A 24,268-nucleotide genomic window follows, 5' to 3' on the forward strand; every position below is an offset into this window, starting at 1 on the left:
GGTCAGGATGAAGACGCTTCCCCGCCTGGGGTGATGATTTCGGGATGCGTGGAGCACATGCCGTAGAGCAGGCGATTGCACGGTTTGAGCGTGCTGTTTTTCTTGATCAGCTTGATAGACGAAAAAGCGGAGCCGGCGATGGGAACGATCTGGCCGTCATCGTCGCGCCTGGGGGCCGCAGATGCCCCATCAGATCGTTGTTCCCCTCGCATGATAAACCCCGGACGGAAGCTCTCAATGCAGTTGCGCGAATGTACAATATCAGAAAATTGCGCGCAATCATCCGCGCCTTCGCGGATGCCGTTGTTTCGGGAGAGCGCAGAAGCCGGATTTGGCGACACGGCGGTCGTGGCGAGGCCAAGCAAGAAAACAAGCTTCGATGCGTAGGTCATTCTTCGTGGCCTCCCTTACGGGTCTACGACCTAATACGAAATTTTCCCATCGACGATCGGCTGCAGCCCCGAGGAAAGTTGCTGTTTCAACACCTGTTTCGCATCATTGCTGATGATCGACATCGGAGCGACGACGGCGATCCTTGCTGCCGATCCCGCGAGGTCGGCCGTTCGAACGGCTGCCATGCCCACCTGATCTGCAAGCGAGGCCTTTCCGGTGTCCATGGATTGTCCCGCCAGCCGCCGCCCGAGCAACTGAACCATGTCCCTGTTATCGGCAAAGGTATTGTGGCCCAGCGCGTCGTCCGCTTTGACGGCGCTCGTATCGATGACCGTCACTCCGAGCTTATCCAGGTCCGCGGCGTAAGGTGTCGAATCGAAGCCGCCGACGCGCGTGACGCCGCCGGAGAGCCATTGCGAAACCTGCAGCGCCTTATCCCTTGTCGACGAGAAGATCGTGAAATGCGGGCGTTGCGGCCCCATCTCGATCATCTGCCGGCGAAAGACATCGATATCGATGTCGGGCGAGGCCAGGATAACGTTCTTTACTTTGGCCGGGATCGTCTTGTTGCGCATGGCAACACCACGCAATGCCTCGGCGGTCAGCCAGGATCCCATGGAATGAGCGAGAATCGTCACTTCGCCGACGTCAGGGCTCTTGGCAGCCTGCAGGATCAGATCCTCCAGCGCCCGCCGTGAGAAATTCGTACTCTCCTTGTCGTAGAGATAGTCGAAGACATTGGCGCGCGAGGGCCAGGTGAAGAGGATCGGCGTAGCATCCGTTCCGGAATCATGGGTGATCTGCGCGAAGCGAAAGACCGCATCGGCGTAGGTGTTGTTGAAGCCGTGCACGAAAATGACGACCTGCCGCCTGGCGTTGCGGTTCTTGTTGAACCATTCAAAGATTCTGCGTTCCGATGCCATCTCGCCGACGTCAAGGACGGCGAACTCCTTTTCGGGATCGGCCGGCACATGCGAAGGCCATTGCACCTCGCCGACTTTGCGGTTTCGATCCGGAGGAATGGAAACGACGATATCGTTGAGGGAAATCGCCGTGCCCCGCTCGCCGGAGTAAAGTTCGCCCGGCTTGTCGGTCGGCTGGCGCGTCGTTGCCACCAGCATGTCCACCGTGCTCGTGCCTGGACCGGCGGTCGCGAGTGGCTGGAGAACATTCTCCAGCCGTCCCGCACATCCTCCCAATACCGAGAGAGCCATCAGGACTGAAAGGCACGATCGCTTGACAGCGAAGGAGGTCGATTCGCGCGGCAAGCTGGCAATCAGACAGCGACTGTCGGCAAAGGCTGTTCGTCGAACCTGTGGCATTCGTTCATCTCGTCAGTGGGACATGGCCCGCCCGGAATGATCCGGGCGGGCCTGATGTTGTCAGGCCTCGCGGGGTATTCGAAACCAGGCAACATAGAGAGCCGGCAGGAAGAGCAGCGTCAGGACCGTACCGACGACAATGCCGCCCATCATCGCGTAGGCCATCGGCCCCCAGAAGATTTCCCTGGAGATCGGGATCAGCGCGAGGGTCGCTGCAGCCGCCGTCAGCATGATCGGGCGCATTCGGTGCTCCGTCGCTTCGATGACGGCCTGCCAGGGTGGCACGCCCTCGCTTCGAAGGTGCTCGATCTGGACGATGAGGATCACCGAGTTGCGGATCAGGATGCCGATCAGCGCCAGGACGCCGAGGATTGCGACGAAGCCCATGGGCGAATTGCTGAAGAGCAGCGCCGCGACAACGCCGATCAGCGCGGTGGGGGCAACGGCGAAGACCAGGAAGAGCCTGCTGAAACTCTGCAGCTGGATCATCAGGATCGTCGCCATGGTAAACAGCATCAGCGGTGCGACTGCCACGATCGGCCCCTGCGCCTTGGCGCTTTCCTCGACCGAACCGCCATCGACGATCTTGTAGCCGGTCGGAAGGCCCTTGCGGAACTCGTCGACTTTCGGCTTCAACTCGGTGACGATCGTCGCCGGCTGGGTCGGTCCCACCACCGCAGCCTTGATGGTGACGGTCGGTATGCGTGTGCGCCGCCAGATCGTCGGCTGCTCCAGTTCGTAGTGGAAATTCGCAACCGCCGACAGAGGAACCGAGTTGCCGTTGGAGCCGGCAAGCAGAAGGTTCTGCAGCGTCTCGATCGAGCCTCGCTCCGAGGTCTCAGCCCGGCCGATCACGTCGACGAGATAGATGTCGTCGCGGATCTGCGTGGCCGCCGATCCCTCGACGATGCTGTTGAGCGCCGTGGCAATATCCTGCGACGAGACGCCCAGCTGCCGTGCTTTGTCCTGAAGCACATCCACCTTGACCACGCGCGAAGGCTCGTTCCAGTCGTAGGTCATGTTTGACAGCAGCGGATGCTCTCCGACGATGCCGGCAAGCTGGTGGGAGAGATCACGGACCTTCTTGATGTCAGGCCCGCTGACGCGATATTGCACGGGCTTGCCGACCGGCGGGCCGATGTCGAGCAGCTTCACGAAGGCGTCGGTGCCGGGGAAAGTCTTCGTCAGATAGGCCTGCAGTTCTTCCTTGACCTTGTCGCGGACGTCGAGCCCCTTGGTGACGATCACGGTCTGGCCGAAGGAGACGTCGGGCGTCTGCACGTCGAAGGACAGGATGAAGCGGGGAGCGCCCTGGCCGACATAGGTCGTCCAGTGGTCGATATCCTTGTTGCCGGCCAGCATCTCGCTTTCGAACTTCGCCATCTGCTTGTTCGTCTCGGAAATCGAGCTGTTCTGCGGCAGGTTCCAGTCCACGATCAGTTCGGGCCGGTCGGAGGAGGGGAAGAACTGCTGCTGCACCAGGCTCATGCCGCCGATGGAGACGGCAAACACCGCCACCGTCGCGCCGATGGTAATCCAGCGCCAGCGCAAGGCCAGGCCGAGGAGCCAGGCGAAGATCCGCGCGAAGCGACCCTTCTGCTCGTGATGCGATTTCATGGTCTTCGGCAGGATGGACACGCCGAGCAGCGGTGTGAACAGGACCGCAACGACCCATGACACCAGGAGCGAGACGGCAATGACCACGAAAAGGGTGAAGGTGAACTCGCCGGCGGCGCTGGAGTTGAGGCCGACTGGGATGAAGCCCGCGACCGTCACCAGCGTACCCGTCAGCATCGGGAAGGCGGTCGAGGTATAGACGTATGTCGCAGCCTTCCGGAGATCGTCGCCGACCTCCAGGCGGGCCACCATCATTTCCACGGCAATCATCGCGTCATCGACCAGAAGGCCAAGGGCTATGATCAGTGCGCCCAACGAGATACGCTGCATCGAAATGCCGGTATAGGCCATGACGAGGAAGGTGATCGCCAGCACCAGCGGAATGGAGATGGCAACCACGAGCCCTGCGCGGACGCCGAGACTGATGAAGCTGATCGCAAGCACGATGACGATCGCCTCGAACAGTGCTCGCGTGAAGCCCGACACGGCCTCATCCACGACGGCGGGCTGATCGGAAACACGCTCGACGTCGACGCCAACAGGAAGGTCTGCCGTGACCTGCTCGATCTCCTTGTCGAGCGCTTCGCCGAATTCCAGCAGATTTGCGCCGGTCTTCATGCCGATCGCAAGCCCGATCGCCGGCTGGCCGTTATAGCGGAACAGCGCCGAGGGCGGATCGACATAGCCGCGCTTGATCGTGGCGATATCGGTCAGCGGAAAGAAGCGGTCGTTGACGCGAAGATTGATCGATTTCAGGCTCTCCTCCGACGTGAACTGGCCGCTCACCCGCAAGGCGATGCGCTCGGGACCGGCATCGACGAAGCCCGATTGCGTGACGGCATTCTGCGCCTGCAGCGTTTCGATCACGGATTGCTGGTTGAGCCCTAGGGCGGCGATCTTGCGCGTCGAGAATTCGAGATAGATGGCCTCGTCCTGCGCGCCGATAATGTCCACCTTGCCGACATTTGGAACCGTCAGCACTTTGGCGCGCGCGTCCTCGACGAGATCGCGAAGCTGGCGCTGCGTGAGCCCGTCGCTCGTAAAGGCGTAGATATTGCCGAAGACGTCGCCGAAACGATCGTTGAAGAACGGCCCGATGACGCCGCTCGGGAAATCGCCCTTGATGTCGCCGATCATGTTGCGCACGCGCATCCAGATGGCGTTGACATCCCTAGCCTTGGTCGTCGGCAGGAGTTCGACGAAGATCGTCGTCTGGCCGGCAACCGTCTCGCTCTTGGTGTAATCGAGCGATTCAAGCTCTTCGAGTTTCTTTTCGACGCGGTCGGTGACCTGCTTCGTCACTTCCTCGGCGGATGCTCCAGGCCACTGCACCTGGATGATCATGGTCTTGATGGTGAAGTTCGGGTCTTCCTCGCGGCCGAGGCTGATATAGGAAAAGGCGCCGGCCAGAATGAAGACGATCATGAAGTACCAGACGAGCGAACGGTGTTCGAGCGCCCAGTCGGACAAGTTGAATTTTTTCACGGAGACTATTCCTCAGTCTATTCTGACGGCCTGGCCATCGACGAGTTTGTGAACGCCGGCAACGACGATCCGATCGCCCGGGCTGACGCCCTCGGCGATGCGAACGGAGCCTCCCTCGACGATCTCTCCGTCGATCCTGATCGGGCGGATGGAAACCTTGGCGGCGGCGGTATCGACCACCCAGACATTGGGCTTTCCGTCCTTCGTCAGGATGGAGGAGGAGGGCAGCAGGATCGTCGGCTGCGCGTTAACGGTTGCGGTTGCCGTTACGACCGAGCCCAGGCGAAAGGCTGGCGGGGGATCGATGAGCGTAATCTTTGTGCGTCGCGTGCGCGTCGTGGCTTCTGCTTCCGGCGCAATTTCCCTGACCGTACCGCTGGTGCGGATGGTCGGGTCGAGTTGGAGGGCGACGTCGAAGGGCGAGCCCACCTTGAGGCCGTCGAAGCTTGCGACGGGGATGTCGATCACCGCATCGCTCTGTTCGGGGCGGGCGATGGTGACGATGCTCTGGCCGGCGGCCACGACCTGGCCCACTTCGGCCGAAGTCGCCGTCACGACGCCGTCGAATTCCGCCCGGAGCTGGGCATATCCGAGCTGCTCTTCGGCCTTGTCGAGATTGGCCTGCGCCTTGGCGACCGCGGCGATGGCGCTCTTGCGCCCGAGCTCGGCCTCTTCGTAGGCCGCTTCGGTTCCCGACCGGCTCTGGAGCAGGGATCGCTGACGTTCTTCGGTGGAGGCGGCATTCGTCAACTGCGCCTGGGCGTTCGAAAGTTCGGACTGCGAACTCTTGACTGCAAGCTCCAGCGCCAGCGGATCGATGGCGGCAACGACATCGCCCTTCTTGACGACATCGCCGACGCTGACCTTGCGCGCGATGATCCGTCCGAGGACGCGGAACGCAAGCTGCGTCTCGATCCTGGCCTCGACCGTGCCCGGCAGGGTCAGCGCGGAGGCTGCGGTCGATTTGACGACGACGGAAAGGACGGGACGCGGCGGCTCGTTATGGGCTTCCGCCTGCTTCTGGCAGGAGGTCAGCAGCAATGATCCGAGGATCGCAAGGCCGGCTGTGATACGGATATTCATTCTGCGGCTTCCTTGTCATAGGTGACGACCTCGCCCGGTCGCAGGAACTTCGTGCCGTCGACGACGACGATATCTCCGGGAGAGACGCCCGCGCGCACCGCAAAACGGCCGGTTTCATAATCGGAGACATCGACCGGGTGGAGCGACACGCTCGACGAGGCGGGGTCGACGATCCAGACGGCCGGCTGGCCGCTCTTGGAGGCCATGGCCGACCACGGCAATTCGATGGCGTCCTGCGCCGTGGAGCGGAAAGAGCCGACGACGGGAGCGCCGAGCTGCATGTCCGGCGTTGCTTCGAGACCCACCTTGACCCTGATCGTTCCGGTCGACGGATCGATCGTCGGCGAGATCTCGCGCACGGAAGCTTCTATCTTGCGGGACGGCGCCGAAAGGGGGCTGACGGCGACCGTGTTTTCGAGGTTGCGGCCGAGGTAAAGCGACTCGAAGACATTGAAGACGGCGTCACGCGGCCCGTCATGCGCAAGCGTGAAGATGAGCTGCGCCGCCTGGGCGACCTGGCCGACTTCGGCGTTTCTGGCGGTGATGACGCCATCGGCATCGGCGCGCAGTTCCGTGTAGGAGAGGGCGTCCTGCGCCGTATCCAATTGCGCCTGCGCCAGTTTCACGCTGCCCTGAGCCGTCTGCAGCGTTTCCTGGGCCTGATCGAGTGCGGCGCGGGTCGCAACCTGCGTCCTGAAGAGGTTCTGCTGCCGGTCGAAGGCGAGCTGCGCCTGCGTCTGCTGGGCAATGGCCGACTGCAGGTTTGCCGTGGCGACGCCGAGATCGGCCTTCTGCTCTTCGGCGTCCATGCGCGCAAGCACCTGTCCGGCCTTCACCGACGAGCCGACATCGACGAAACGCTCGACGATGCGCCCGCTGACCCTGAAGGACAGGTCGCTTTCGACGCGGGCGCTGACCTCGCCGGTGATGGCGTTGTTTTCGACTGTTGGCGTGACCTTGGCCACGACGGCTTCGACATTTTTCGGCTTTGCCTCACTCGCGCTCTGCTTTTCGCATGAGGCAAGCGCGACTGCGCTGACGCCCAGCCAGGCGGCAACAAGGACAGTTTTCATGATTTACCTCTTGCATCGGTTCGGCTGACGAATAATGTTGACTAACCCATCAGTCAATGAAAATTTCTTGACGACTGACAACAAAAAACGCTCAAGGTGAGGCATGCCCGATACGAAGAAACTGACACGCGCCGAGCAGAAGGCCCGCCGGCCCGTAGAGATCCTGGATGCGGCCTTTGAAGAGTTCGTAGAGCGCGGCTATGTCGCGACGCGTGTCGAGGATATTGCGAGCAGGGTCGGGGTCACGAAGGGAACCGTCTATGTCTACTTCGAGACCAAGGAGCAGCTTTTCGAAGCGATGATCGGGCATATTTCGGAGCCGCTGGAAGGTCTGCTGGCGAGCGGGAGTGAGTTGAAAGGAACCGCCACGGAGCGGCTTCAGAAGAGGATCGAGCTGATCTACGATCTCGTGACCAGGGACCGCAGATTGCGCGAACTGATGCGGTTCATCATCGCCGAAGGTTCGCGCTTCCCCCAGATCGTCGACAGACACCACCAGGCATTCATCGATCCTCTCAACTGGCAAATGCAGTCCCTCATCGATGACGGCGTAAGGCTCGGCGAATTCCGCTCGGCGCCGGCCGCGTTTTCCGAGGCAGTCGTGGCGCCCGCCATCACCTTCCTGTTCTTCAAGCTGCTCTTCGACGAGCGGCGGCCCCTGGACAGGGATGCCTATCTGAAGGCGCATATCGATCTCGTCCTACACGGGCTGCTGGCCTGATGGGCAGGGTGTTTTGGCTTGTGGTCAATACAGTGACTGACTGATGAAAAAGCGCTTTGATGGTAGGGATGGGGATAGATTCAAGCCGTGAGTGACGGTGTGTGTCGCCCCTCATCCGACCCTTCGGGCCACCTTCTCCCCGCTGGGGAGAAGGGAAACTGCCGCACCGTCTCCGCATTCTAAAAGGCGTCCTATGCCCCGTCCCCTCGCCCCAGCGGGGAGAGGGTTAGGGTGAGGGGGCTCCGGGCGCTACGAATCAGGTGACCTGATCTCATTCCACCGGCATGAGAACCGGTGCGTCCTTCTTCTTCAGCAGCACGACGATGAATTTCGCCGGTTTGGTCTTGCTCGCATTGCGGCTGACCAGGTGAATGTCAGTAGGGCTTTCGTAAAATGTCTCTCCCGGCGACACGGTGACTTCTTCTTTGCCCTTGAGCTGCATCACGATCGAGCCCTCGATAACGTAGACGAATGCATCTGCCTCATGCTTGTGAATGGGCGTGGACCCTCCCGGCTCATACTCGACCGATATCATCAGCCCTTCCTTGCCGGGATAATCCGGAAGGTCCTTTTTCATGATCGGGGTGACGGTTGCCGCTTCGGCGGCGGCGGCCGGCAAAGCGCCAAGGCAAATCGAAGCCGACAGGCATAGCGATAACAAAGCTGAATTCATTGTCGTAATCCCTCTGTTCGTTGAATGCGGATGTGAGTTGATGCTTGGATCTATTTCGGCTGCCGGGATTTATGTCGGCCGTTGGGACTGTCGAAACCAATCCTCGAAGCCGATCGAGCCGAGCCTCGCGCCCTCGCCGGGCACGAGAGAGCGATCGTCCAGTTCGGAGCCGAAATAGCGCGCATGGACGTCTGGCTCGACCGTCCTCGGATCATTGGCCGCTTTCAGATAGCGTGCGACGATCTCGTACATCGGACCGCGCTCGGGACCGGCAATCTCGATCGTGCTGTTCTGCGGTTTTGCAAGTGCTGCATCCGCCACCGCATCGGCAACGTCATCCGATGCGATCGGCTGGAAAGCCGCAGGAGAAAGACGCGCGACGGTGCCGACGGTGGCTTCGTCGGCGATGCCCTTCAGGAATTCGAAGAACTGGGTGGAATGGACGATCGTGTATGGAATAGGCGATGCCTTGATGAGTTTCTCCTGGGCGAGCTTGGCCCTGAAGTAGCCGTTCTCGGGCAGTCGCTCCGTTCCGACGATCGAGAGCGCAACATGGTGCTTTACGCCGGCCTTGGCTTCGGCGGCGAGCAGATTGCGGCCTGAGGTTTCGAAGAAATCGAGGACCGCCTTGTCTTCCCACGATGGTGAGTTTGCAAGGTCGACGACGACGTCGGCCCCATCAAGCGCGTTCGCCAGGCCTTCCCCTGATATCGTGTTGACGCCGGTGGTCGGCGAGACGGCCAGCACCTCGTGGCCCTTGCTGCGCAGACGCGCTGCGGTCTTGGACCCGATAAGCCCGGTGCCGCCGATAAGAACGATTTTCATGACGAACCTCCCTGTTGACGCCCTGCCGGGCGGAAGTCTCAAGTCTGGATTGCGCAAGCCGCTATGAGCCGCGAATGGATTTGAGGCTTGGGCAAGTCGAAGTCGCGTCGTCTATCGTTGTCACGGGGTGGGTTCAGGCCAGACCGAGCCTGAAATCGCGATAGCGGGCACAATCTTCCTCAACGAAATTAGGCGGCCCAGCCCAAATGGCGAGAGGCGCGAAGATTGAATATCACCGTCGAATTTCGGTCGAGTCGGAGCTTTTGACGCCGAAGTCCACAAATCACAGATGGCGATGACTCTTTTCACCTCCTTGGAACGTCGTTGTTGCGACCGTCGTCGAGCGGTCGGACCCGACCCGAATGAGGACCGAGAGATGGATCTGGAAGGAAAGCAAATTGTTGTTGTCGGCGGGAGCCGCGGCTTGGGGAGGGGGCTCGCCGAAGCATTCGTTGCCCGCGCGGCCGACGTTATCGTGGTCGCCCGAAACGCTGATGCCGTGCAGGGGCCAGGCGAGCAACCGGCCGTCACCGCCATATCGGCTGATGCAACCGATGCTGATGCGGCGTGGCGGATCATGGAGCAGACGCGCCCTGATGTCGTCATCATGAATGCCGGTGCGCAACCGCCCATGGAACGGATCGACCGGATCGGCTGGGGGGCCTTCACTGCCAACTGGAATGTGGACGTCAAGGCCGCGCTGCACTGGGTACAGGCGGCTCTGACCTTACCGATGGCGCCCGGCGGGCTTGTCGTGCTGGTCTCCAGCGGAGCCGCCGTGCAGGGGTCGCCGCTGTCGGGCGGTTATGCGGGCGCCAAGCGTGCACAGTGGTTCATTGCAAAATATGCCGAGGGCCTGTCGGCGCAACTCGGCCTGGGTCTGCGCTTCCGGGTCATCGTCCCCCGGCAGATGTTTGCCGGAACCGGTGTGGGCGATACCGGCATTACGGCCTATGCCGCGGCGGCGGGCCGGACATTTGCCGAACAGGCCGCCACCTGGCCGGACATGACGCCGCGGGCTTTTGGCGATATGGTCGCCGAGCTGATCGGCAGGACTGATCTCGCCGAGGCCATGGTCTACGGCGTGCGTGGGGATACGGGAGTGACGGTCATCGAATGACGGAAGACGCGGCTCTCGAAGGCGAAGAGAAGAAAACGCGGCTCGCAGCGCTCGCCAGCGAAGCGGACACGCTTCGCCCCGAACTGCACCGCTATGCGGCGCGTCTGGTGGGTTCTGTCATCGACGGCGAGGATGTGATTCAGGATGCGTTCGCCAGGGTATTTGCGACGGCGGGCTCGATCCCGCCGGACGCGCCGCTGCGCCCCTGGCTTTTTCGCATCGTCCATAACAGAGCCATCGATGCCCTACGCCAGCGCAGCATGCGCCGGGCAGAGCCGCTCGAGACTGCCTTTGATCTCGCCGATATCGGCGCCGCCGGCCCGGAGGACGCGCTGATCCGGCAGGACACGGTGCTGATAGCGCTTAGCCATTTTGCAGAATTGCCGGTGCCGCAACGGAGCGCTGTCATCCTCAAGGATGTGTTGGGAGAGTCGCTTGCGGATATCGCAGCGCTGCTGGACCTGAGCATCGATGCCGTCAAGGCGCATCTGTCGCGCGGTCGGGCGAGATTGCGCGCCGTCCCCGGCATGCGGTCTGAGGTTGCGCCACCGCCCAGTCCCGAGGTCCTGAACTTTGCAGCGCTCTTCAACGCCCGGGACTGGGACGCCTTGCGCCGCATGCTGGCCGACGACGTTCGGCTTCGTCAGGCGCGGCGGCCGGAAATCTCCGGTGCCGCCGATGTCGGTCGATTTTTCACCTATTATGCCGAATATCCGCCGGTCAGGCTCGAACCGGCCTGGCTGGAAGGCCGGGAAATATTGCTGGTATCGACCGAACCCGCTGATAGTCCTTCCTATTTCATGCTGCTCGAATGGCGGGGGCAAAAGATAAGCCTGATCCGCGACCATCGCTATGCGACCTATGTCATTGACGGTGCTGATGTCATGCCGGCCGCATAGGCTGATTGCGGAAGTGCCGTCACCTCTCGAAAGCGCCTCAGGTGTTCATTGCGCCCCTGGGGCCGTCCCTATAATCGTGGTACCGCGTGAGGAGGACTGCTGACTTGAAGCTGGTACGGGTATCGAGCCGATCTGAATGGGAGGCGTATCATCGAATTCGACGGCATGTGCTGTTCGATCTGCGCGGATTGTCCGGGTACGATGATCAACATCCCGACGACCGAAAGCCGGAGCATCTTCCGCTGATTTTTGTTGATGGAAATGGGCCTGTCGGTGCCGTCCGTCTTGATTTCACAGGGAACGGGAATGGCGTGGTTCGCATGGTTGCAATTACCGCAGATCGCCAGCGGCAAGGTCTCGGCCGAGCCATGATGATCGCCGTCGAGAGACTGGCCATGGCTCAGAATATAGTCAGGCTGGAAGCCCATGCAGCGCCCGATGCAGTGGGCTTCTACGACAAGCTTGGCTGGGAAATGGTCGATGCACATCGGCCTGATCCTCTCATGGCAAAGTTCTTGAAATGACCGCCCAGGGCCGCAAGCCGTCACTCAGTTAGGCCGGCTCTTCAAAATCCGGGCCTCGTGCGGGATCAGGCCCAGATACGGCCTGATCCGAATGCTTTCGCTGGGGCAAATCACTCGCCCGGGGCAAGCCGCTCCGGCAGCGGTTTCAACGGATAGGCACTCCAGAAAAAGCTATCGGCGGCGGCCTGGTCGAACGCGAAGTTGCGAGCCTCGGCGATCTTTCCGTTCTCGATGCGGAAGGCGAGAACCCAGACCGTATCGACATTCGGGCCGGCATCGCGGTTCGACCATCCGCGGTGCATGTCGATGACCCAGTTTTCATCGGCCATCAGCGCAATCAGGTCGGCGCGAAAATTCGATCGGCCGAGTTGCTGAAAGAGAGCGGCGACCTCCGCCTTTCCTTGCTTCGTGCCGGCCAGCGGGTGATGCCCGGGAATGTGCCACTTGATGTCGTCGGCGAAAAAGCTTTCGACCTTGCTCATGTCGCCGCTGCGATAGGCGGCATAGTAATCGGTGATGACCTTCCTGTTGTCTTCGGGGCTTGCGGCCATGGAGATGTTTCCTTGAAACATGGCGGCGGCCAATACGAGGCCGGCGAGCGGGGATCTGATGAACATGCTGCTCTCCTGTTCGATCTGTCGGTTCGTGATGGCTTGCGATTGCGACGCGCGTCAGTTGCGGGTCCTGGCGCGCTCTGCGGCGCGGGCGGCCATGCCGCGGTCGCCCCTTTCATCCGTGTAGGTCATGGTGAGGCCCGAGATCTTCCAGTCGCCGTCGACCTTGGTCAGTTCGTAGCGGTAGTGCCCCGCCAGAACCCAGAGATCCTTGTCGATCCGATGAGTCGCCTGGAAATCGGCCTTGGCGGTCGCGGTCGTTCCCGTCACAGCGGTGATCGCGCTGTTGGTGACGAGGTGAAGCGTTTCGTCAAAGCCCGGCAGGAAGGCGGACCAGTCGGCAATCACCTTGTCGGCCGGCTGCTTCGTGGCGCTCCCGCCCCACAGGCTGGTATAGTCGAGCGTCACCTCATCGGCGAAGGCGCGGCGCACACGGTCCCACTGATGCCGGTCGGCTCCGGCGGCGATATCGGTGATCCTGGCCACGATTTCCGCATGGTCTTCCATGGCAGGTGAGGCAGGCTCACTTGCCGTCTCGTTGAAATGCGCGGCGGCCGCATCGGCTGCGATCTTCACCGGTTTGGCCCCGTCATAGAAGTCGAACTGGCTGACGCCATCGAGCCAGATCTCCGACTTCTTACCGGGAACATCGGCAAAGAATGCATGTGCGCCGGCCGGGACCGCGGCATTTTCGGAGTGAACGATCAATGCCGGCTTGTCGAGCTTTGCCGCCAGCGACACGGCGTCATAGGTCAGCCAGGGTTCCCAGGTGGCGAGGTTGAACCGGTTGTCATATTCCCGGATCAGTCCGCGATTGGTCTCGGTATAATAGGGGATCTGGTACATCAGCGCGGACTGGTCCGTGCTGCTCGCGGCTGTGATCACCTGCGGGCGGCCCTGACGCTCGGCTTCCTCGGCCTTCCGGGACGTATCGATCAGCTTTGCGACGCCCTCGGCGCCACCATAGATTTCCTCGACCAACTGCCTGTTGTGAAGCCAGGGCGCCACCAGCGCAATCGATGCCAAGTTCGGATTTCCGGTCGCTGCGGCCGTCGTGTACCCGGCCGAAGCGCAGATGCCGAGGCCGTTGATCCTGCTCGCATCGACTTCCGGCAGGCTCGCCATGAAGGCTGCTGCGGCGGCGATGTCGGAGGTCTTGGCGGCCGGGTCTTCCTTGAAGCGGACCGCACCTGCGGATTGGCCCCAGCCGCGATAGTCAAAGGCCAGTGCGATAAACCCGCGCTCTGCCATTTCCCGGGCATAGCGGCCCGGCATCTGCTCCTTGATCGCGGTCCAGGCGCCGGTGACGATGACACCGGCACGCTTCTCGCCCTCACGGTGATCGGCAGGCAGGTAAAGCGCGCCTGCAAGCGTCGCGCCCTCGTTTTCAAAAGATACCCTGCGGATCTCGATTTCAGCGCCAAGGGCCGCGGACGACATCATGCCGGCACAGATGATTGAAAGGGCTGTGATACGCATCTGGTCTCTCCTTGTCCTGGTTGACGGACGGGAGGGTCGCGCTTTTCAGCCTGTTGCGCAGGCGTGAATCTTGGCAATGACTATGCGTTTCTTGCTGTCTTCAGCACTCGCTGCGAAAAGCGGCCGGCGTCGTTCCGACATGGCGGCGGAAATGCTGGCCGAACCGCGAGACGTCCTCATAGCCGCTTCTGTGAGCGACGGCGTGAATGGAGAGGTTTGTCGTCTGCAGCAGCACTCTTGCGAGCTTCATCCGTTCGCCGATCACATATTGCAGCGGCGAGGTGCCGAGCGCCCTGGTGAATGCTCGAACGAAATGAAAGCGGCTCATGGCAGCCTCGGACGCCATGTCATCAAGCGACAGATTATCGGCAAGGTTTGCGTGGATATAGTCCAGGACCCGGCGAAGGCGGCGGTCCTCGATACTGCCGCCGCCCGGCTGCACGAGTGCAAGCACCTTGGCCAGATGCGCGGCGAAAGCCAATTGCATGGTTTCGGCATAAAGCGACGCGTGTTCGCCGCTGGTGCCGGAGGCTTTCGCAAGCTGCACCAGAAGCGGATCCAGGGTGCCGACAAGCGGCCGGAATACGAGATCCCGATCGATCCCGACATCCTGCAAAAGTCCCTCCGATATCTCCACCATGAGAAAATCGAGCGGCGCGTCATATTCGCAGAAGCCGGAGGCACCAGCCGGCAGGATCCAGCCTTGCCCGGCGCTCAATGGGATCAGTTCGCGCCGGTCCGAGCCGATGCTGAAGCGGTGAAAGGCCTGATCCACCTGGAACAGTCCCATAGCCAGCCGCGGCAACGCAAACGCGCCGCCACCCGGCGGCATTTCATGCAGCGCAGCTGTCAGTTTCGGTTCGTGTCGTCCGTATTCCATGCCTGAAGGGTAGCGCGCAATGCGCCGAACTCAAGAAACAGAGGCGTGATGACGGATCTCGCTGATGTCACGGGGGCATCGTGAAACCTTTCGATTTGTAATCCGTTTTCGCTGGCATGACCGACGCAAAACGGAAGCCGAAATCGGTCGACGGCGCCAAGCCCGATGGTGCCGAGGAGACGCACCAGGGGAAGGCATCGACCGGTGAGGTCACGCCGCCGCCCGACGTCATCGAACCCGATCCGGACCTGACGCCCGAGGAGGCGGAGCAGGCGCGCAAGAGGTATTTGCTGAAGCGTTTCTGGATCAGCGCGCGCGGTTACTGGGGCCGCAGCGGCGACGGCTTCGCCTGGCCGTGCTCCATCGGGCTGCTGATCATGATCTGCATGAATGTCGGCTTCCAGTATGGGATCAACAGGTGGAACCGCGGCATATTCGATGCGATCGAGCGGCACGATGCCGGCACCGTCTATTATCTGAGCGCCGTCTTCCTGCCGCTCGTGGCCGGCAGTGTCGTTCTCGTGACGTCGCAGGTCTATGTCCGCATGATGATCCAGCGGCACTGGCGTCGCTGGCTGACGACCGCGCTGATTGCCCGCTGGCTTGCCAACGGCCGTTACTATCAGCTGAACCTCATCGGCGGCGATCACAAGAACCCCGAGGCGCGTATTTCAGAAGATCTGCGGATCGCGACGGAATCGCCTGTCGATTTCATCGCCGGCGTCATCTCGGCCTTTCTCTCGGCCTCGACCTTCATCGTGGTTCTCTGGACGATCGGCGGCGCCCTGACATTGCCGATCGGTGGAACGACCATCACCATTCCCGGCTTTCTCGTCGTGACAGCCGTGCTCTACGCTGCGATCACCTCGACCACGATTGCCGTCATCGGCCGGCACTTCGTCAAGGTCTCCGAGGTCAAGAACCAGGTGGAAGCCGAGTTTCGCTATACGCTCACGTATGTGCGCGAAAACGGCGAGAGCATCGCGCTTCTCGGCGGCGAGGAGGAGGAGCGCAGCGACCTCGACAAGACGTTTACCAATGTGCTGCGCCAATGGGCGCGGCTGTCCCGCCAGTATATGCGCACGACCTTCGTGTCGCATGGGTCGATGCTGGTTGCTCCCGTCGTGCCGGTGCTGCTCTGCGCGCCGAAATTCCTCGAAGGCAGCATGACGCTGGGCGAGGTGATGCAGGCGGCGTCAGCTTTCGCCATCGTCCAGACCGCCTTCGGATGGCTGGTCGACAACTACCCGCGCCTTGCCGACTGGAACGCCTGCGCGCGGCGCGTCGCCTCGCTGATGATGTCGCTCGACGGGCTGGAGCGCGCCGAACAGAGCGATGCGCTCGGACGCATCCAGCGTGGCGAAACGAAAGGCGAGGCAGTGCTTGTTCTCAACGATCTCGCCGTGTCGCTCGATGACGGCACCGCCGTGGTCAAGGAAACCCGGGTGGAGATCGAAGCGGGCGAGCGGGTGCTGGTGGCCGGCGAATCCGGTTCGGGCAAGAGCACGCTGGTGCGCGCCATTTCAGGCCTCTGGCCGTGGGGTCACGGGAGCGTCGATTTCCATGCCGACAGGCGGTTGTTCATGCTGCCGCAACGGCCCTATATCCCCTCGGGCACGCTGCGCCGCGCCGTCGCCTATCCCAATGCTGCCGATGGCTGGCCGCTGGATGAGATCAAGGAGGCCCTTCAGAAGGTCGGACTCGACTATCTCAACGAGAAGCTCGAGGAAGAGGCGCCATGGGACCAGATCCTGTCGGGCGGCGAAAAGCAGCGGCTCGCCTTCGCGCGCCTGCTGCTGCACAATCCTGACATCATCGTGCTCGATGAGGCAACCTCGGCGCTGGACGAGAAGAGCCAGGACAGGATGATGGAGATGGTGATCGAGGAACTGCCTGTCGTCACCATCGTCAGTGTCGCGCACCGCGCCGAGCTCGAAGCCTTCCACAGCCGCAAGATCACGCTGGAGCGGCGCGAAGGCGGCGCAAAGCTCGTGAGCGATATCGATCTCATCCCGCGCAAGAGGAAACGGACCGTGCTTTCGCGCCTTCTGGACAGCCGGCCGAAGGGCAGCACGCATTCCAGCGAGGCTTTGACCCCTCGGAATAAGTGAGGTCCGACGCTCGCTCGGCGCTGACCGCGGATGGCGCATTTCCGCCGTCCACACATTGATGCATAGCAATGTATTGAATGTAATTATTATCAAATGCTAATAATAAAGCATTCACCGATTTGCTCTATCAATAGAGATGAACGAAAGAGGGAGGGACCTCTGTTTATCGTATCGGTATTGGATGAGGGCGAAGAGAGAAACTTCGTTGCCGTCGCTTTAAACATCAGCGGCGGCGAGATTCATATCGATGTCGGCGGCGTCGAGCACCATTTCAAACTCGTCGACCTGATCGACATTCTCTCGGTCGAACATCGTCGCGCCCATGACATCGAAGGGTGCATGCGCGCACCGGCGCACTGCCATTGAGCCGACGGATTTCGCGACGTGACCGCGAACCTAGAATTCGCTCCTGACCCTGATGCCGACGGCGTGGTCCTGTCTTCCGCTGCCGACAGCCGCCCGGTATTCCACGCCGACCGCCCAGTTGTTCAGCAAGGCAGCATCGAGCGAGAGCCCGAGAGACGAATAGTCATCCCCCAATTCCTCCGCTTCAAGTTCGTACGGCAATGTGCCGATGTCGGAATATCCGAGCCGCAGCCGGCTGGAGCTCGCGAAATCATGGGTATATTCCGCCCGCACGCCTGGGGTCAGCGCTCCCCAGTCCATCAGCATGGTATAGCTCAGGCGAAGGCCGATAACGCCCGCGGCCGTATCGACCGTCTGATCGCCATAGGTCAGGCCGTAGATGCCCCCGCCGTTCTCGGTGAACCCGTCGAGCCATGACCTGGACAATTCGAACCGGCCGTATGGGGAGACAAGCCATGTCCTGTTCCGAAATTCGTAAGCCGCGGTGAGGGAGCCGAACATCTGCCGCCCATCCCTCTCTCCCGAGGCGAGATCCCCTGATGAGGCGACGTAACGGCTTGAATCGAAATCGAGCCGGCTTGCGCCTATCAGGCCGTCGAGGAACAGGTTCTCGGCGGCCTTGAAGGAGCCGTAGATCGCAGCGCTGTACGCCGCGCCACGGCTTTCCGTACCATCATCCCCGACATCGCTCTTGTCGTGGCCATATCCGAGGCCGAAGCCGCCGACAAAACGATCGGAGAAGCGGTAATCCACGCCTGCGCTCACGCCGACCGTGGTCGATCCGATGTCCAGGTCGCTGTTGCCCGTATCGGCGAAATCGACGAAGCCTCCGGACCAGACCGCAAACGGACCGATATCCGGCCCTTCTATCTCCGGGGTCGAGCCGTAGCCTTGCCTGCCGGATACCGAAGGGCCGGTGAGGTCGGGGGCGCTGCCGCCCGGCCAGCCGTACTGGCGCTCGGCATTGACAACCCCACCATTGCCATTGTCGGAGCGGCGAAGCCCGAGGCGGATATCGAGCGACCGGCGCCGGCGCTCGCCCTCATCATGCAATTGCTCCAGACGACTGTTGAAGTTGCGCGTCTGATATTGGGCAAAGTGCCTGGCGGCATCCGCCTGCGCATCGAGGAGGCCGACCACATCAGGATCGTCAGTCGGATCGGGACGGCCAGCAACGGCAAATGTGATCGTTGCCGGGGCCGATGTGCCTGACGCATTCGACAGCGTATAGCCGACCGCAGCCGCGCCTGCGAATGAAGGGCTCGCCGAAAAGGTAAGCCGCATCTGCGCTGCGTCGAGAGAGACGCTTCCCGCTTCCGGGCTCGGCAGGGCGGTGAGCGCGGCTGCGGTGAAAGGCGCCCCGGTCGCGCCTGCCGTCAGGTCGACTGCGACAGTCGTGCCCGCCATCACGTTGATGGTGCGGGACGTGGCTGTCGGCCCAGCCGAGGCGGCACGCGTCACGGTGACATTGTAGGTCTTCACCGTTGCGTCCTGCGCGGTGACGACGACGGGGATCGTCGTGGCGCCCACTGCAAGGCTGACGGAACTGCTGGCGCTGCCGGAGGTGACCGGAGAACCATTGACCGTGACCGTCGCGTTCGGCTCGGAGACAACAGGTGTGAGCGCGATCGCGGTGACATTGTTGGCCACCGAGATCGAATAGGTCAGCGTATTCGCATTGAAGACCGGGCTGAGGTTGCCCTGGCTGGGCTGCAACTGCGACAGATCGGCATTGGACGAGGCGCCGGCAGTCCAGGGCGCTCCGGTCCCTGCCAGGTTGCCGTTGCCTGCGATGTTCTGAACGGAATTTGCCGGGATATCGAGACGCAGGGTGCCCAAGCCCGAAATGTTCTGGGCAAGAACCGTATAAGTGATGTTGTCAGAGGTTTGAAGGTTGGCCAGCGTGGCGCTGGCGGTTCCTGTCGTGGTCAAGACCATGTCCCCCACCGACATGCCTGTCACCGCCTCGGAAAATGCGATCTGGAACGTCACCTGCGTGGCGTTGGACGGTGGATTGCCGACGACGGCGGTCACGACAGTTGGGCTCTGCGTATTGACGAAGACGCCGGCAGTCGAAGCGACATTGTTGAGAGTGGTGTCGGTCGCTTCACCTCCGGCGTTCTCGATGGTGCCGCCGTTCAGGCTCATCGCGGCGCCGAGCGTCACGCCGTCCATATCCATGTCTCCGGATTGGAGCGCGTATCGGAACAGAAGCGAACTCGTTCCGCTTCCTGAAAGATAGCTTGCCTGCCGCGACTGGCTGCCGACGATCACTGAAACATATGGCGTGCCGCTGACGATTACGCTCTCGCTGAATTGCACGGCAAAGGTCAGACTGTCTCCGTTCCCGTAATATCCATTCGCAGGGGCTGAAACGGAGGTAACGACAGGGGCGGATTGGGCGGAAGACGTTGCCGCGCCAAGCAGCACAATCATCGTAAGGAGAATCAGGGAAAGCGGGCCGAACACGAGCTGCCGCATGAAGGCCCTGCCGGGAAACGTCCGATCATGTCGGCTATTCCCACCGTTTTCCGGCATTCCGGACAGCTGTCGAACGGAGGAGGCTGGGCGGCGGGGCAGGGGGAATGCCATGAAAAAACTCGCAATGGTTTTAAATATCGCAATAGTATGAAAGATCTCTACACGCAAAGGGCGTCCAAGGAAATGTCTTGCTGATATCAGGACCCCGTAACGAGAGGTGAAAACTTATTCGTGATGAGCGGAACCTCGCGCCGAGCCCCAAGTTGTGCCTGATGACCAATGAAGCACCATGGAGGTTTTCATGCTTCAGAAGCTCATCACGGTATCCATCATCCTTTCCATCGGCCTCGCCACCTCTGCGATGGCGCAGTCGTCAGGCGTTGGCGGTGGTGCAGGCGGGGTAGGCGGCAGTACAGGTGGCGTGGGTGGCGCCTCCGGAGGCGGTCTGATCGGCTCCGGTTCCTCCGGCGGTATCGGGACAGGCACAGGCGCCGGCACCGGAAATACGTTGTTGCCGAACGCAAACGGCATCGACAACACCAATACCAACAGCACCGTGCCCAATCCCGATATGACGAATCCGGCGGTGCGCGGCCCGTCCGGCACCGGCAATGGGATGGGCAGGGGAACGCCTGACTGCAACGGCATGACGGGTACCGGCGCGTCGGCGGGACTTCCTGGAGCGGATTCGTCCGCACAGGTGCGCCCGAACTGCCAGTAAGAGGCTGACATAGCGCCGCTTTTCCGATCCGTCGCTTTTGGTCGGAGCCGCAGGCCTCGGCCTTTGGCGGCGGATCGTTGTTGACTAATGTCAAAGACCGCACCGGGCCGGATTGTTAGCTTTGTGATATCCATTCACGGAGGCAGCCATCATGGCCATTACGACAGTTCTGAGCATCCTCAAAGGCAACAAATACGAGCAGGATCTGAAAAGTGCGACGAGCTTTTGCGCCACCTATGGGGCACATCTGACCGCGCTTGCCGTTTCCATCGGGGCGGCCCCGTCGTTCGGGGAATATAATGCGATCTCGACCGCCTGGCTGGATGAGAGGCAGCGGCAGATCGACAAGCTCGCCTCGACGGTCGCGAAAATCAAGGAGACGCTTTCAACCAGCGACCTCTCGTTCGAGGTCCAGGATCTCTATACGGAATTTGCATGGGCCGACCAGGATATCGCCCAGCGTGCGCTTTATGCCGACATCGTGCTCCTGGGGGCCGATGCGGCTGGGGATGCCGACCTCAGGAAGCGGATCTTCGATGGCGCGCTTTTCCAGGCGCCGACGCCGATCCTGATCAACCGCGGCCGACATGCAATCACCACCTCGCCAAGAGCCGTGGTGCTGGCATGGGATTCCAGCAACGAGGCAGCGCGAGCCGCCCGCCAGTCGCTCGATTTCCTGGAAGGAGCCGAAATCGTTCATGTGACCATGGTCGACCCTGTGGCCCGCATGGGCGCGAACGGCGAGGAGCCGGGCGCCGATATCGCAGCCTTCCTTGCCCGCCATGGCGTCAAGGTCCAGATCGATCGCCTTTCGAGCGAAGGCAAGAGCGCCGACGAGATCATTACCCGGCATGCGGTGGATATGGGCGCGGACCTGATCGTCATGGGGGCTTACAACCACCCGAGATGGCAGCAGAGCCTGTTCGGCGGCGTGACCCGCAGGATGATCGAGGATTGCCAGCTGCCTCTGTTCCTCGTCCACTGAGCGAGAGGCCGATAGATATCGTCGCCGTCACCTACGATCCCGATGGGACGCAGGTGACGGCGACGTCGTCTGCTTCTGCCTGCCGCGATACGGATCGCCGATCTTGAATCTGATCTGCAGCCCTTGGAAATCCCCTCGATCCAAGGCAAGATCAGTCCGCTCTAACTGTGAGCTTGGGGGAGACTCTGATGGAAAATCACGAGCCGTTTTTACGCGAGGCGATTGCGCTCTCGAAATCCGCGATGGAACGCGGCGACGAACCGTTCGGCTCGCTGCTGGTGAAGGACGGGCAAGTCATCCTGCGCGCCGAAAACAGCGTCTTCACCGGCCACGATATGACGAACCACGCCGAGCTGAACCTGATCAAACTGGCCGCACAGCACTACGACACTGCATATCTTGCCGACTGCACGCTCTACACCAGCACGGAGCCGTGCGCGATGTGCTCCGGGGCGATTTACTGGTCGGGCATCGGGCGCATGGTGTTTGCGTGCTCGGAGGTGCGGCTTGGAGAGATCGCCGGGATTGGGCTGGACGTGCCGAGCCGGGCGGTGCTGCAGACCGGCGCGCGCATCGTCACCGTTTACGGGCCGACGAATCTCGAAGAGGAAGCTGCCGCAGTCCATCAGGAATTCTGGCCAAAACATCTGGGCAAAGCCTAAGGCTCGTTGTCTAGCGCAGCGCCCGCAGCGCGTTTAGGATCACGGCCACATCGATCACTTCCTGCAGCATGGCGCCCGTGACCGGCGGCAGGAAGCCGGCGCCGGCGAAGATCATGGCGACGAGCGACAGGCCGATGCCGGCGAAGATGCTCTGGACGGCGATGGCGCGGGAGCGTCTTGCTATGTCGATGGCCGAAGCGATCCTGTTCAGATCGTTGCGGATCAGGACGATGTCGGCGGCTTCGGCTGCTGCCGCAAGATTGGTGGCGCCGACGGCAATGCCGACATCGGCGGCTGCGAGTGCGGGAGCATCGTTGACGCCGTCGCCGACCATCAGAACCTTTCCTCCCATGCGTTTACCGGCCAGGCGTTCCCTGGCGATGACCTCGACCTTCTCGACGGGAGAGAGCCGCGCCTCGACGGCATCCAGCGACAGGGAGCCGGCAATGGCGGCCGCGACGCTGCGCTCATCGCCGCTCGCAAGCACGATCCGGCCGAAACCCAGTTTGCGAAGCTTGGCCACGAGGTCGACGGCATCGCCGCGCAACCGATCCTCGAAGCCGATTTCACCGGCAAGCCGGCCATCGATGAAGACCTTTGCCTGCATTCTGCCTTTCCCCTCTGTGGGGCGCGAGGGCCTGCCATCCGGCGTGAAGTAATTGTCGCCGCCAACGCTTACCCTGATACCGTCGACAAACCCGGAAATGCCGGCGCCGGGTCGCTCCGATACGTCCGTCGGGCGTGACAGCGCCAGCCGGCGTCTCTGGGCCTCCTTGACGATCGCCCGGCCGACGACATGCGACGATGCCTGGTCGAGCGAGGCTGCAAGACGCAGGATCCTGTCCGGGCCTTCGGGCGCATCGATCGATACGACTTCGGGATCGCCCGCCGTCAGCGTGCCGGTCTTGTCGAAGACCGCGACAGAGGCGTCCGCCAGGATCTCCAGGGGACCTGCGCCCTTCACCAGCACGCCCGCCTTTGCCGCTTTCGAGGTTCCGGCCGCCAGCGCCACGGGAACGGCGAGGATCAGCGGGCAGGGGGTTGCGACGACGAGAACAGCGACGATCCGCGCCATGTCGCCGGACAGGATGGCGGCGCCGGCTGCGATTGCGAGCGTCAGGAGAAGAAAGGCGATCGCATATCGATCGGCGAGCCGCGCTATCCGCGCCTTGGACCGCCGGGATGCCTCGACCAGTTTGACGATGGCGGAATAGGTGCTGTCCTCGGCACGGCGTTCCACCCTGATTTCGATCGCGTCCCCGGCATTGGTGGCGCCGCTTTCGATCCGCTCGCCGCTCGAGAGGCGAACCGGGAAAGCTTCGCCCGTCAGGACGGATTGATCGATCGATGCATTGTCCGATATCAGCGTGCCGTCCGCCGGGACGACATCGCCCCTGCGGATCATCAGGATATCGCCGACCGCAATGTCGGGAATGGGGACTTCCTCCAGGCCGTCTTCGAGCAGGCGAAGTGCGGTTCGCGGCACCTGCGCCAGGAGGGCCGACATACCTTCGTCGGCACGCCGATGCGCATAGGCTTCCAGAAACTGGCCGCCGGCATACATCAGCGCGACGATCGCTCCGGCCAGATATTCGCCGAACCAGAGGGTCGACCCCATGGCAAGGGCGGCGATCAGGTCGAGACCGAAATCGCCGTTTCTGAGCTTGGCAACGATGTCGATCAGCAGGAAGGCAAGGGCGGCACCGGTGCTTGCCGCAAGGGCCAGCCGGCTTGCCTCACCGAAGTCCAGCAGGAAGAGGACGAAGGCGCCCACCAGACCCAGCACCGCTGCCGCCGCCATGACCGTCGACCGCAGGCCGATATCGGGCATCCATGCGCGCAATTCGCCGAAACTGCCAATTCGGGGCTGAGCCTTCGGCTCGTCCAGAACGCTCATGGCCGCACGCCTCCCATTTTCCGCTTGGGCGTTTTCTGTTGGATGCGCAGGATCGATGCCTTGAATTCGTCGCCCGGCGCCCGTTATGCGCCCGGGAATGTGGCACAGTAACAGGATTTCTCCTTGATCTCACGCAAGTCGCGCCTGCCCGACAGGCATGGCGACTATGCGCCATGAGCCATGAGCGTCATTCGGCTCATCGAGAACGCTTATGGTCGCACGCCTCCGGGCTGACCTGTTTCTGGTGAACGTATACGACCATCACTTGTCTATCAGTTTTTACTGCGCTAAATAATGCAAGATTTAGTTGCATTCATTGCGCCAGATCGTAGGTCAA

General features: G+C 61.8%; 21 protein-coding genes. 8 read left to right on the plus strand and 13 right to left on the minus strand.

Going from position 1 to position 24,268, the window contains the following annotated elements; all coding sequences use genetic code 11:
* Nucleotides 1-2: 2 nt before the first annotated feature.
* The 5 genes from FHT87_RS19065 to FHT87_RS19085 all read right to left on the minus strand — a co-directional run bounded on the left by FHT87_RS19065 (nucleotide 3) and on the right by FHT87_RS19085 (nucleotide 6,973).
* Nucleotides 3-392, minus strand: coding sequence for a hypothetical protein (locus tag FHT87_RS19065; protein ID WP_183804205.1), 390 nt, complete (start codon nucleotides 390-392; stop codon nucleotides 3-5).
* 30 nt (nucleotides 393-422) lie between these two features.
* The gene (locus FHT87_RS19070) at nucleotides 423-1,607 is read right to left on the minus strand and encodes an alpha/beta hydrolase (RefSeq protein WP_246699658.1); all 1,185 of its coding nucleotides are present in this window, start codon (nucleotides 1,605-1,607) and stop codon (nucleotides 423-425) included.
* Between the two features lie 168 nt (nucleotides 1,608-1,775).
* Nucleotides 1,776-4,817 carry an efflux RND transporter permease subunit gene (locus tag FHT87_RS19075; RefSeq protein ID WP_183804208.1) on the minus strand — a complete coding sequence of 1,014 codons (3,042 nt, stop codon included), beginning with the start codon at nucleotides 4,815-4,817 and terminating at the stop codon, nucleotides 1,776-1,778.
* Nucleotides 4,818-4,829: 12 nt separating this feature from the next.
* Nucleotides 4,830-5,900: an efflux RND transporter periplasmic adaptor subunit gene (locus FHT87_RS19080; protein WP_183804211.1), complete on the minus strand. Its 1,071-nt coding sequence runs from the start codon at nucleotides 5,898-5,900 to the stop codon at nucleotides 4,830-4,832.
* A complete protein-coding gene (locus FHT87_RS19085) occupies nucleotides 5,897-6,973 on the minus strand; it encodes an efflux RND transporter periplasmic adaptor subunit (protein WP_183734670.1) in 1,077 nt (358 codons plus the stop codon). Before FHT87_RS19085 ends, FHT87_RS19080 begins: the two co-directional genes overlap by 4 nt.
* A 103-nt stretch (nucleotides 6,974-7,076) precedes the next feature.
* Here FHT87_RS19085 and FHT87_RS19090 point away from each other — a divergent pair, with 103 nt between their 5' ends.
* On the plus strand, nucleotides 7,077-7,694 hold the full coding sequence (locus FHT87_RS19090; RefSeq protein ID WP_183734671.1) for a TetR/AcrR family transcriptional regulator: 618 nt from the start codon (nucleotides 7,077-7,079) through the stop codon (nucleotides 7,692-7,694).
* A gap of 271 nt (nucleotides 7,695-7,965) precedes the next feature.
* Here the strand turns inward: FHT87_RS19090 and FHT87_RS19095 are convergent, their stop codons facing one another.
* On the minus strand, nucleotides 7,966-8,367 hold the full coding sequence (locus FHT87_RS19095; RefSeq protein WP_183804214.1) for a cupin domain-containing protein: 402 nt from the start codon (nucleotides 8,365-8,367) through the stop codon (nucleotides 7,966-7,968).
* A gap of 69 nt (nucleotides 8,368-8,436) precedes the next feature.
* Nucleotides 8,437-9,192: an SDR family oxidoreductase gene (locus FHT87_RS19100; RefSeq protein ID WP_183804217.1), complete on the minus strand. Its 756-nt coding sequence runs from the start codon at nucleotides 9,190-9,192 to the stop codon at nucleotides 8,437-8,439.
* Nucleotides 9,193-9,568: 376 nt separating this feature from the next.
* On the opposite strand from FHT87_RS19100, the gene FHT87_RS19105 reads away from it, so the two are divergent.
* The 3 genes from FHT87_RS19105 (at nucleotide 9,569) to FHT87_RS19115 (ending at nucleotide 11,735) form a co-directional block, all read left to right on the plus strand.
* Complete coding sequence (locus FHT87_RS19105) at nucleotides 9,569-10,312, plus strand: SDR family NAD(P)-dependent oxidoreductase (RefSeq protein WP_183804220.1); 744 nt, start codon at nucleotides 9,569-9,571, stop codon at nucleotides 10,310-10,312.
* On the plus strand, nucleotides 10,309-11,211 hold the full coding sequence (locus FHT87_RS19110) for a sigma-70 family RNA polymerase sigma factor (RefSeq protein WP_183804223.1): 903 nt from the start codon (nucleotides 10,309-10,311) through the stop codon (nucleotides 11,209-11,211). The genes FHT87_RS19105 and FHT87_RS19110 overlap by 4 nt, the downstream gene beginning before the upstream one ends.
* Nucleotides 11,212-11,315: 104 nt before the next feature.
* Nucleotides 11,316-11,735, plus strand: coding sequence for a GNAT family N-acetyltransferase (locus FHT87_RS19115; RefSeq protein ID WP_183734676.1), 420 nt, complete (start codon nucleotides 11,316-11,318; stop codon nucleotides 11,733-11,735).
* A 110-nt stretch (nucleotides 11,736-11,845) separates the two neighbouring features.
* Here FHT87_RS19115 and FHT87_RS19120 read toward each other — a convergent pair whose 3' ends face one another.
* The 3 genes from FHT87_RS19120 to FHT87_RS19135 all read right to left on the minus strand — a co-directional run bounded on the left by FHT87_RS19120 (nucleotide 11,846) and on the right by FHT87_RS19135 (nucleotide 14,708).
* Nucleotides 11,846-12,352 (minus strand): nuclear transport factor 2 family protein, encoded by a 507-nt coding sequence (locus FHT87_RS19120; protein ID WP_246699639.1) that lies wholly within the window; start codon nucleotides 12,350-12,352, stop codon nucleotides 11,846-11,848.
* A gap of 54 nt (nucleotides 12,353-12,406) precedes the next feature.
* Nucleotides 12,407-13,828 carry a nuclear transport factor 2 family protein gene (locus tag FHT87_RS19130; RefSeq protein WP_246699640.1) on the minus strand — a complete coding sequence of 474 codons (1,422 nt, stop codon included), beginning with the start codon at nucleotides 13,826-13,828 and terminating at the stop codon, nucleotides 12,407-12,409.
* A gap of 100 nt (nucleotides 13,829-13,928) precedes the next feature.
* Nucleotides 13,929-14,708 (minus strand): AraC family transcriptional regulator, encoded by a 780-nt coding sequence (locus tag FHT87_RS19135; protein ID WP_246699641.1) that lies wholly within the window; start codon nucleotides 14,706-14,708, stop codon nucleotides 13,929-13,931.
* Between the two features lie 116 nt (nucleotides 14,709-14,824).
* Here FHT87_RS19135 and FHT87_RS19140 point away from each other — a divergent pair, with 116 nt between their 5' ends.
* The gene (locus FHT87_RS19140) at nucleotides 14,825-16,819 is read left to right on the plus strand and encodes an ABC transporter ATP-binding protein/permease (RefSeq protein ID WP_183804226.1); all 1,995 of its coding nucleotides are present in this window, start codon (nucleotides 14,825-14,827) and stop codon (nucleotides 16,817-16,819) included.
* 216 nt (nucleotides 16,820-17,035) lie between these two features.
* Here the strand turns inward: FHT87_RS19140 and FHT87_RS19145 are convergent, their stop codons facing one another.
* Entirely contained in the window at nucleotides 17,036-17,182 is a 147-nt protein-coding gene (locus FHT87_RS19145) for a hypothetical protein (RefSeq protein WP_183804229.1), read from the minus strand.
* Between the two features lie 33 nt (nucleotides 17,183-17,215).
* Nucleotides 17,216-19,666: an autotransporter domain-containing protein gene (locus FHT87_RS19150; protein ID WP_183804244.1), complete on the minus strand. Its 2,451-nt coding sequence runs from the start codon at nucleotides 19,664-19,666 to the stop codon at nucleotides 17,216-17,218.
* 301 nt (nucleotides 19,667-19,967) lie between these two features.
* Between FHT87_RS19150 and FHT87_RS19155 the strand changes: the two genes are divergently transcribed.
* The 3 genes from FHT87_RS19155 to FHT87_RS19165 all read left to right on the plus strand — a co-directional run bounded on the left by FHT87_RS19155 (nucleotide 19,968) and on the right by FHT87_RS19165 (nucleotide 22,034).
* Nucleotides 19,968-20,387 carry a hypothetical protein gene (locus tag FHT87_RS19155; protein WP_183804247.1) on the plus strand — a complete coding sequence of 140 codons (420 nt, stop codon included), beginning with the start codon at nucleotides 19,968-19,970 and terminating at the stop codon, nucleotides 20,385-20,387.
* Nucleotides 20,388-20,538: 151 nt separating this feature from the next.
* Nucleotides 20,539-21,372 (plus strand): universal stress protein, encoded by an 834-nt coding sequence (locus FHT87_RS19160; protein WP_183734682.1) that lies wholly within the window; start codon nucleotides 20,539-20,541, stop codon nucleotides 21,370-21,372.
* Between the two features lie 188 nt (nucleotides 21,373-21,560).
* A complete protein-coding gene (locus tag FHT87_RS19165) occupies nucleotides 21,561-22,034 on the plus strand; it encodes a nucleoside deaminase (RefSeq protein ID WP_183804250.1) in 474 nt (157 codons plus the stop codon).
* Between the two features lie 10 nt (nucleotides 22,035-22,044).
* On the opposite strand, the gene FHT87_RS19170 is transcribed toward FHT87_RS19165, so the two are convergent.
* Nucleotides 22,045-23,865 carry a heavy metal translocating P-type ATPase gene (locus FHT87_RS19170; RefSeq protein ID WP_246699660.1) on the minus strand — a complete coding sequence of 607 codons (1,821 nt, stop codon included), beginning with the start codon at nucleotides 23,863-23,865 and terminating at the stop codon, nucleotides 22,045-22,047.
* Nucleotides 23,866-24,268: the final 403 nt, after the last annotated feature.

The organism is Rhizobium sp. BK316 (assembly GCF_014193695.1).
Classification (GTDB): domain Bacteria; phylum Pseudomonadota; class Alphaproteobacteria; order Rhizobiales; family Rhizobiaceae; genus Rhizobium.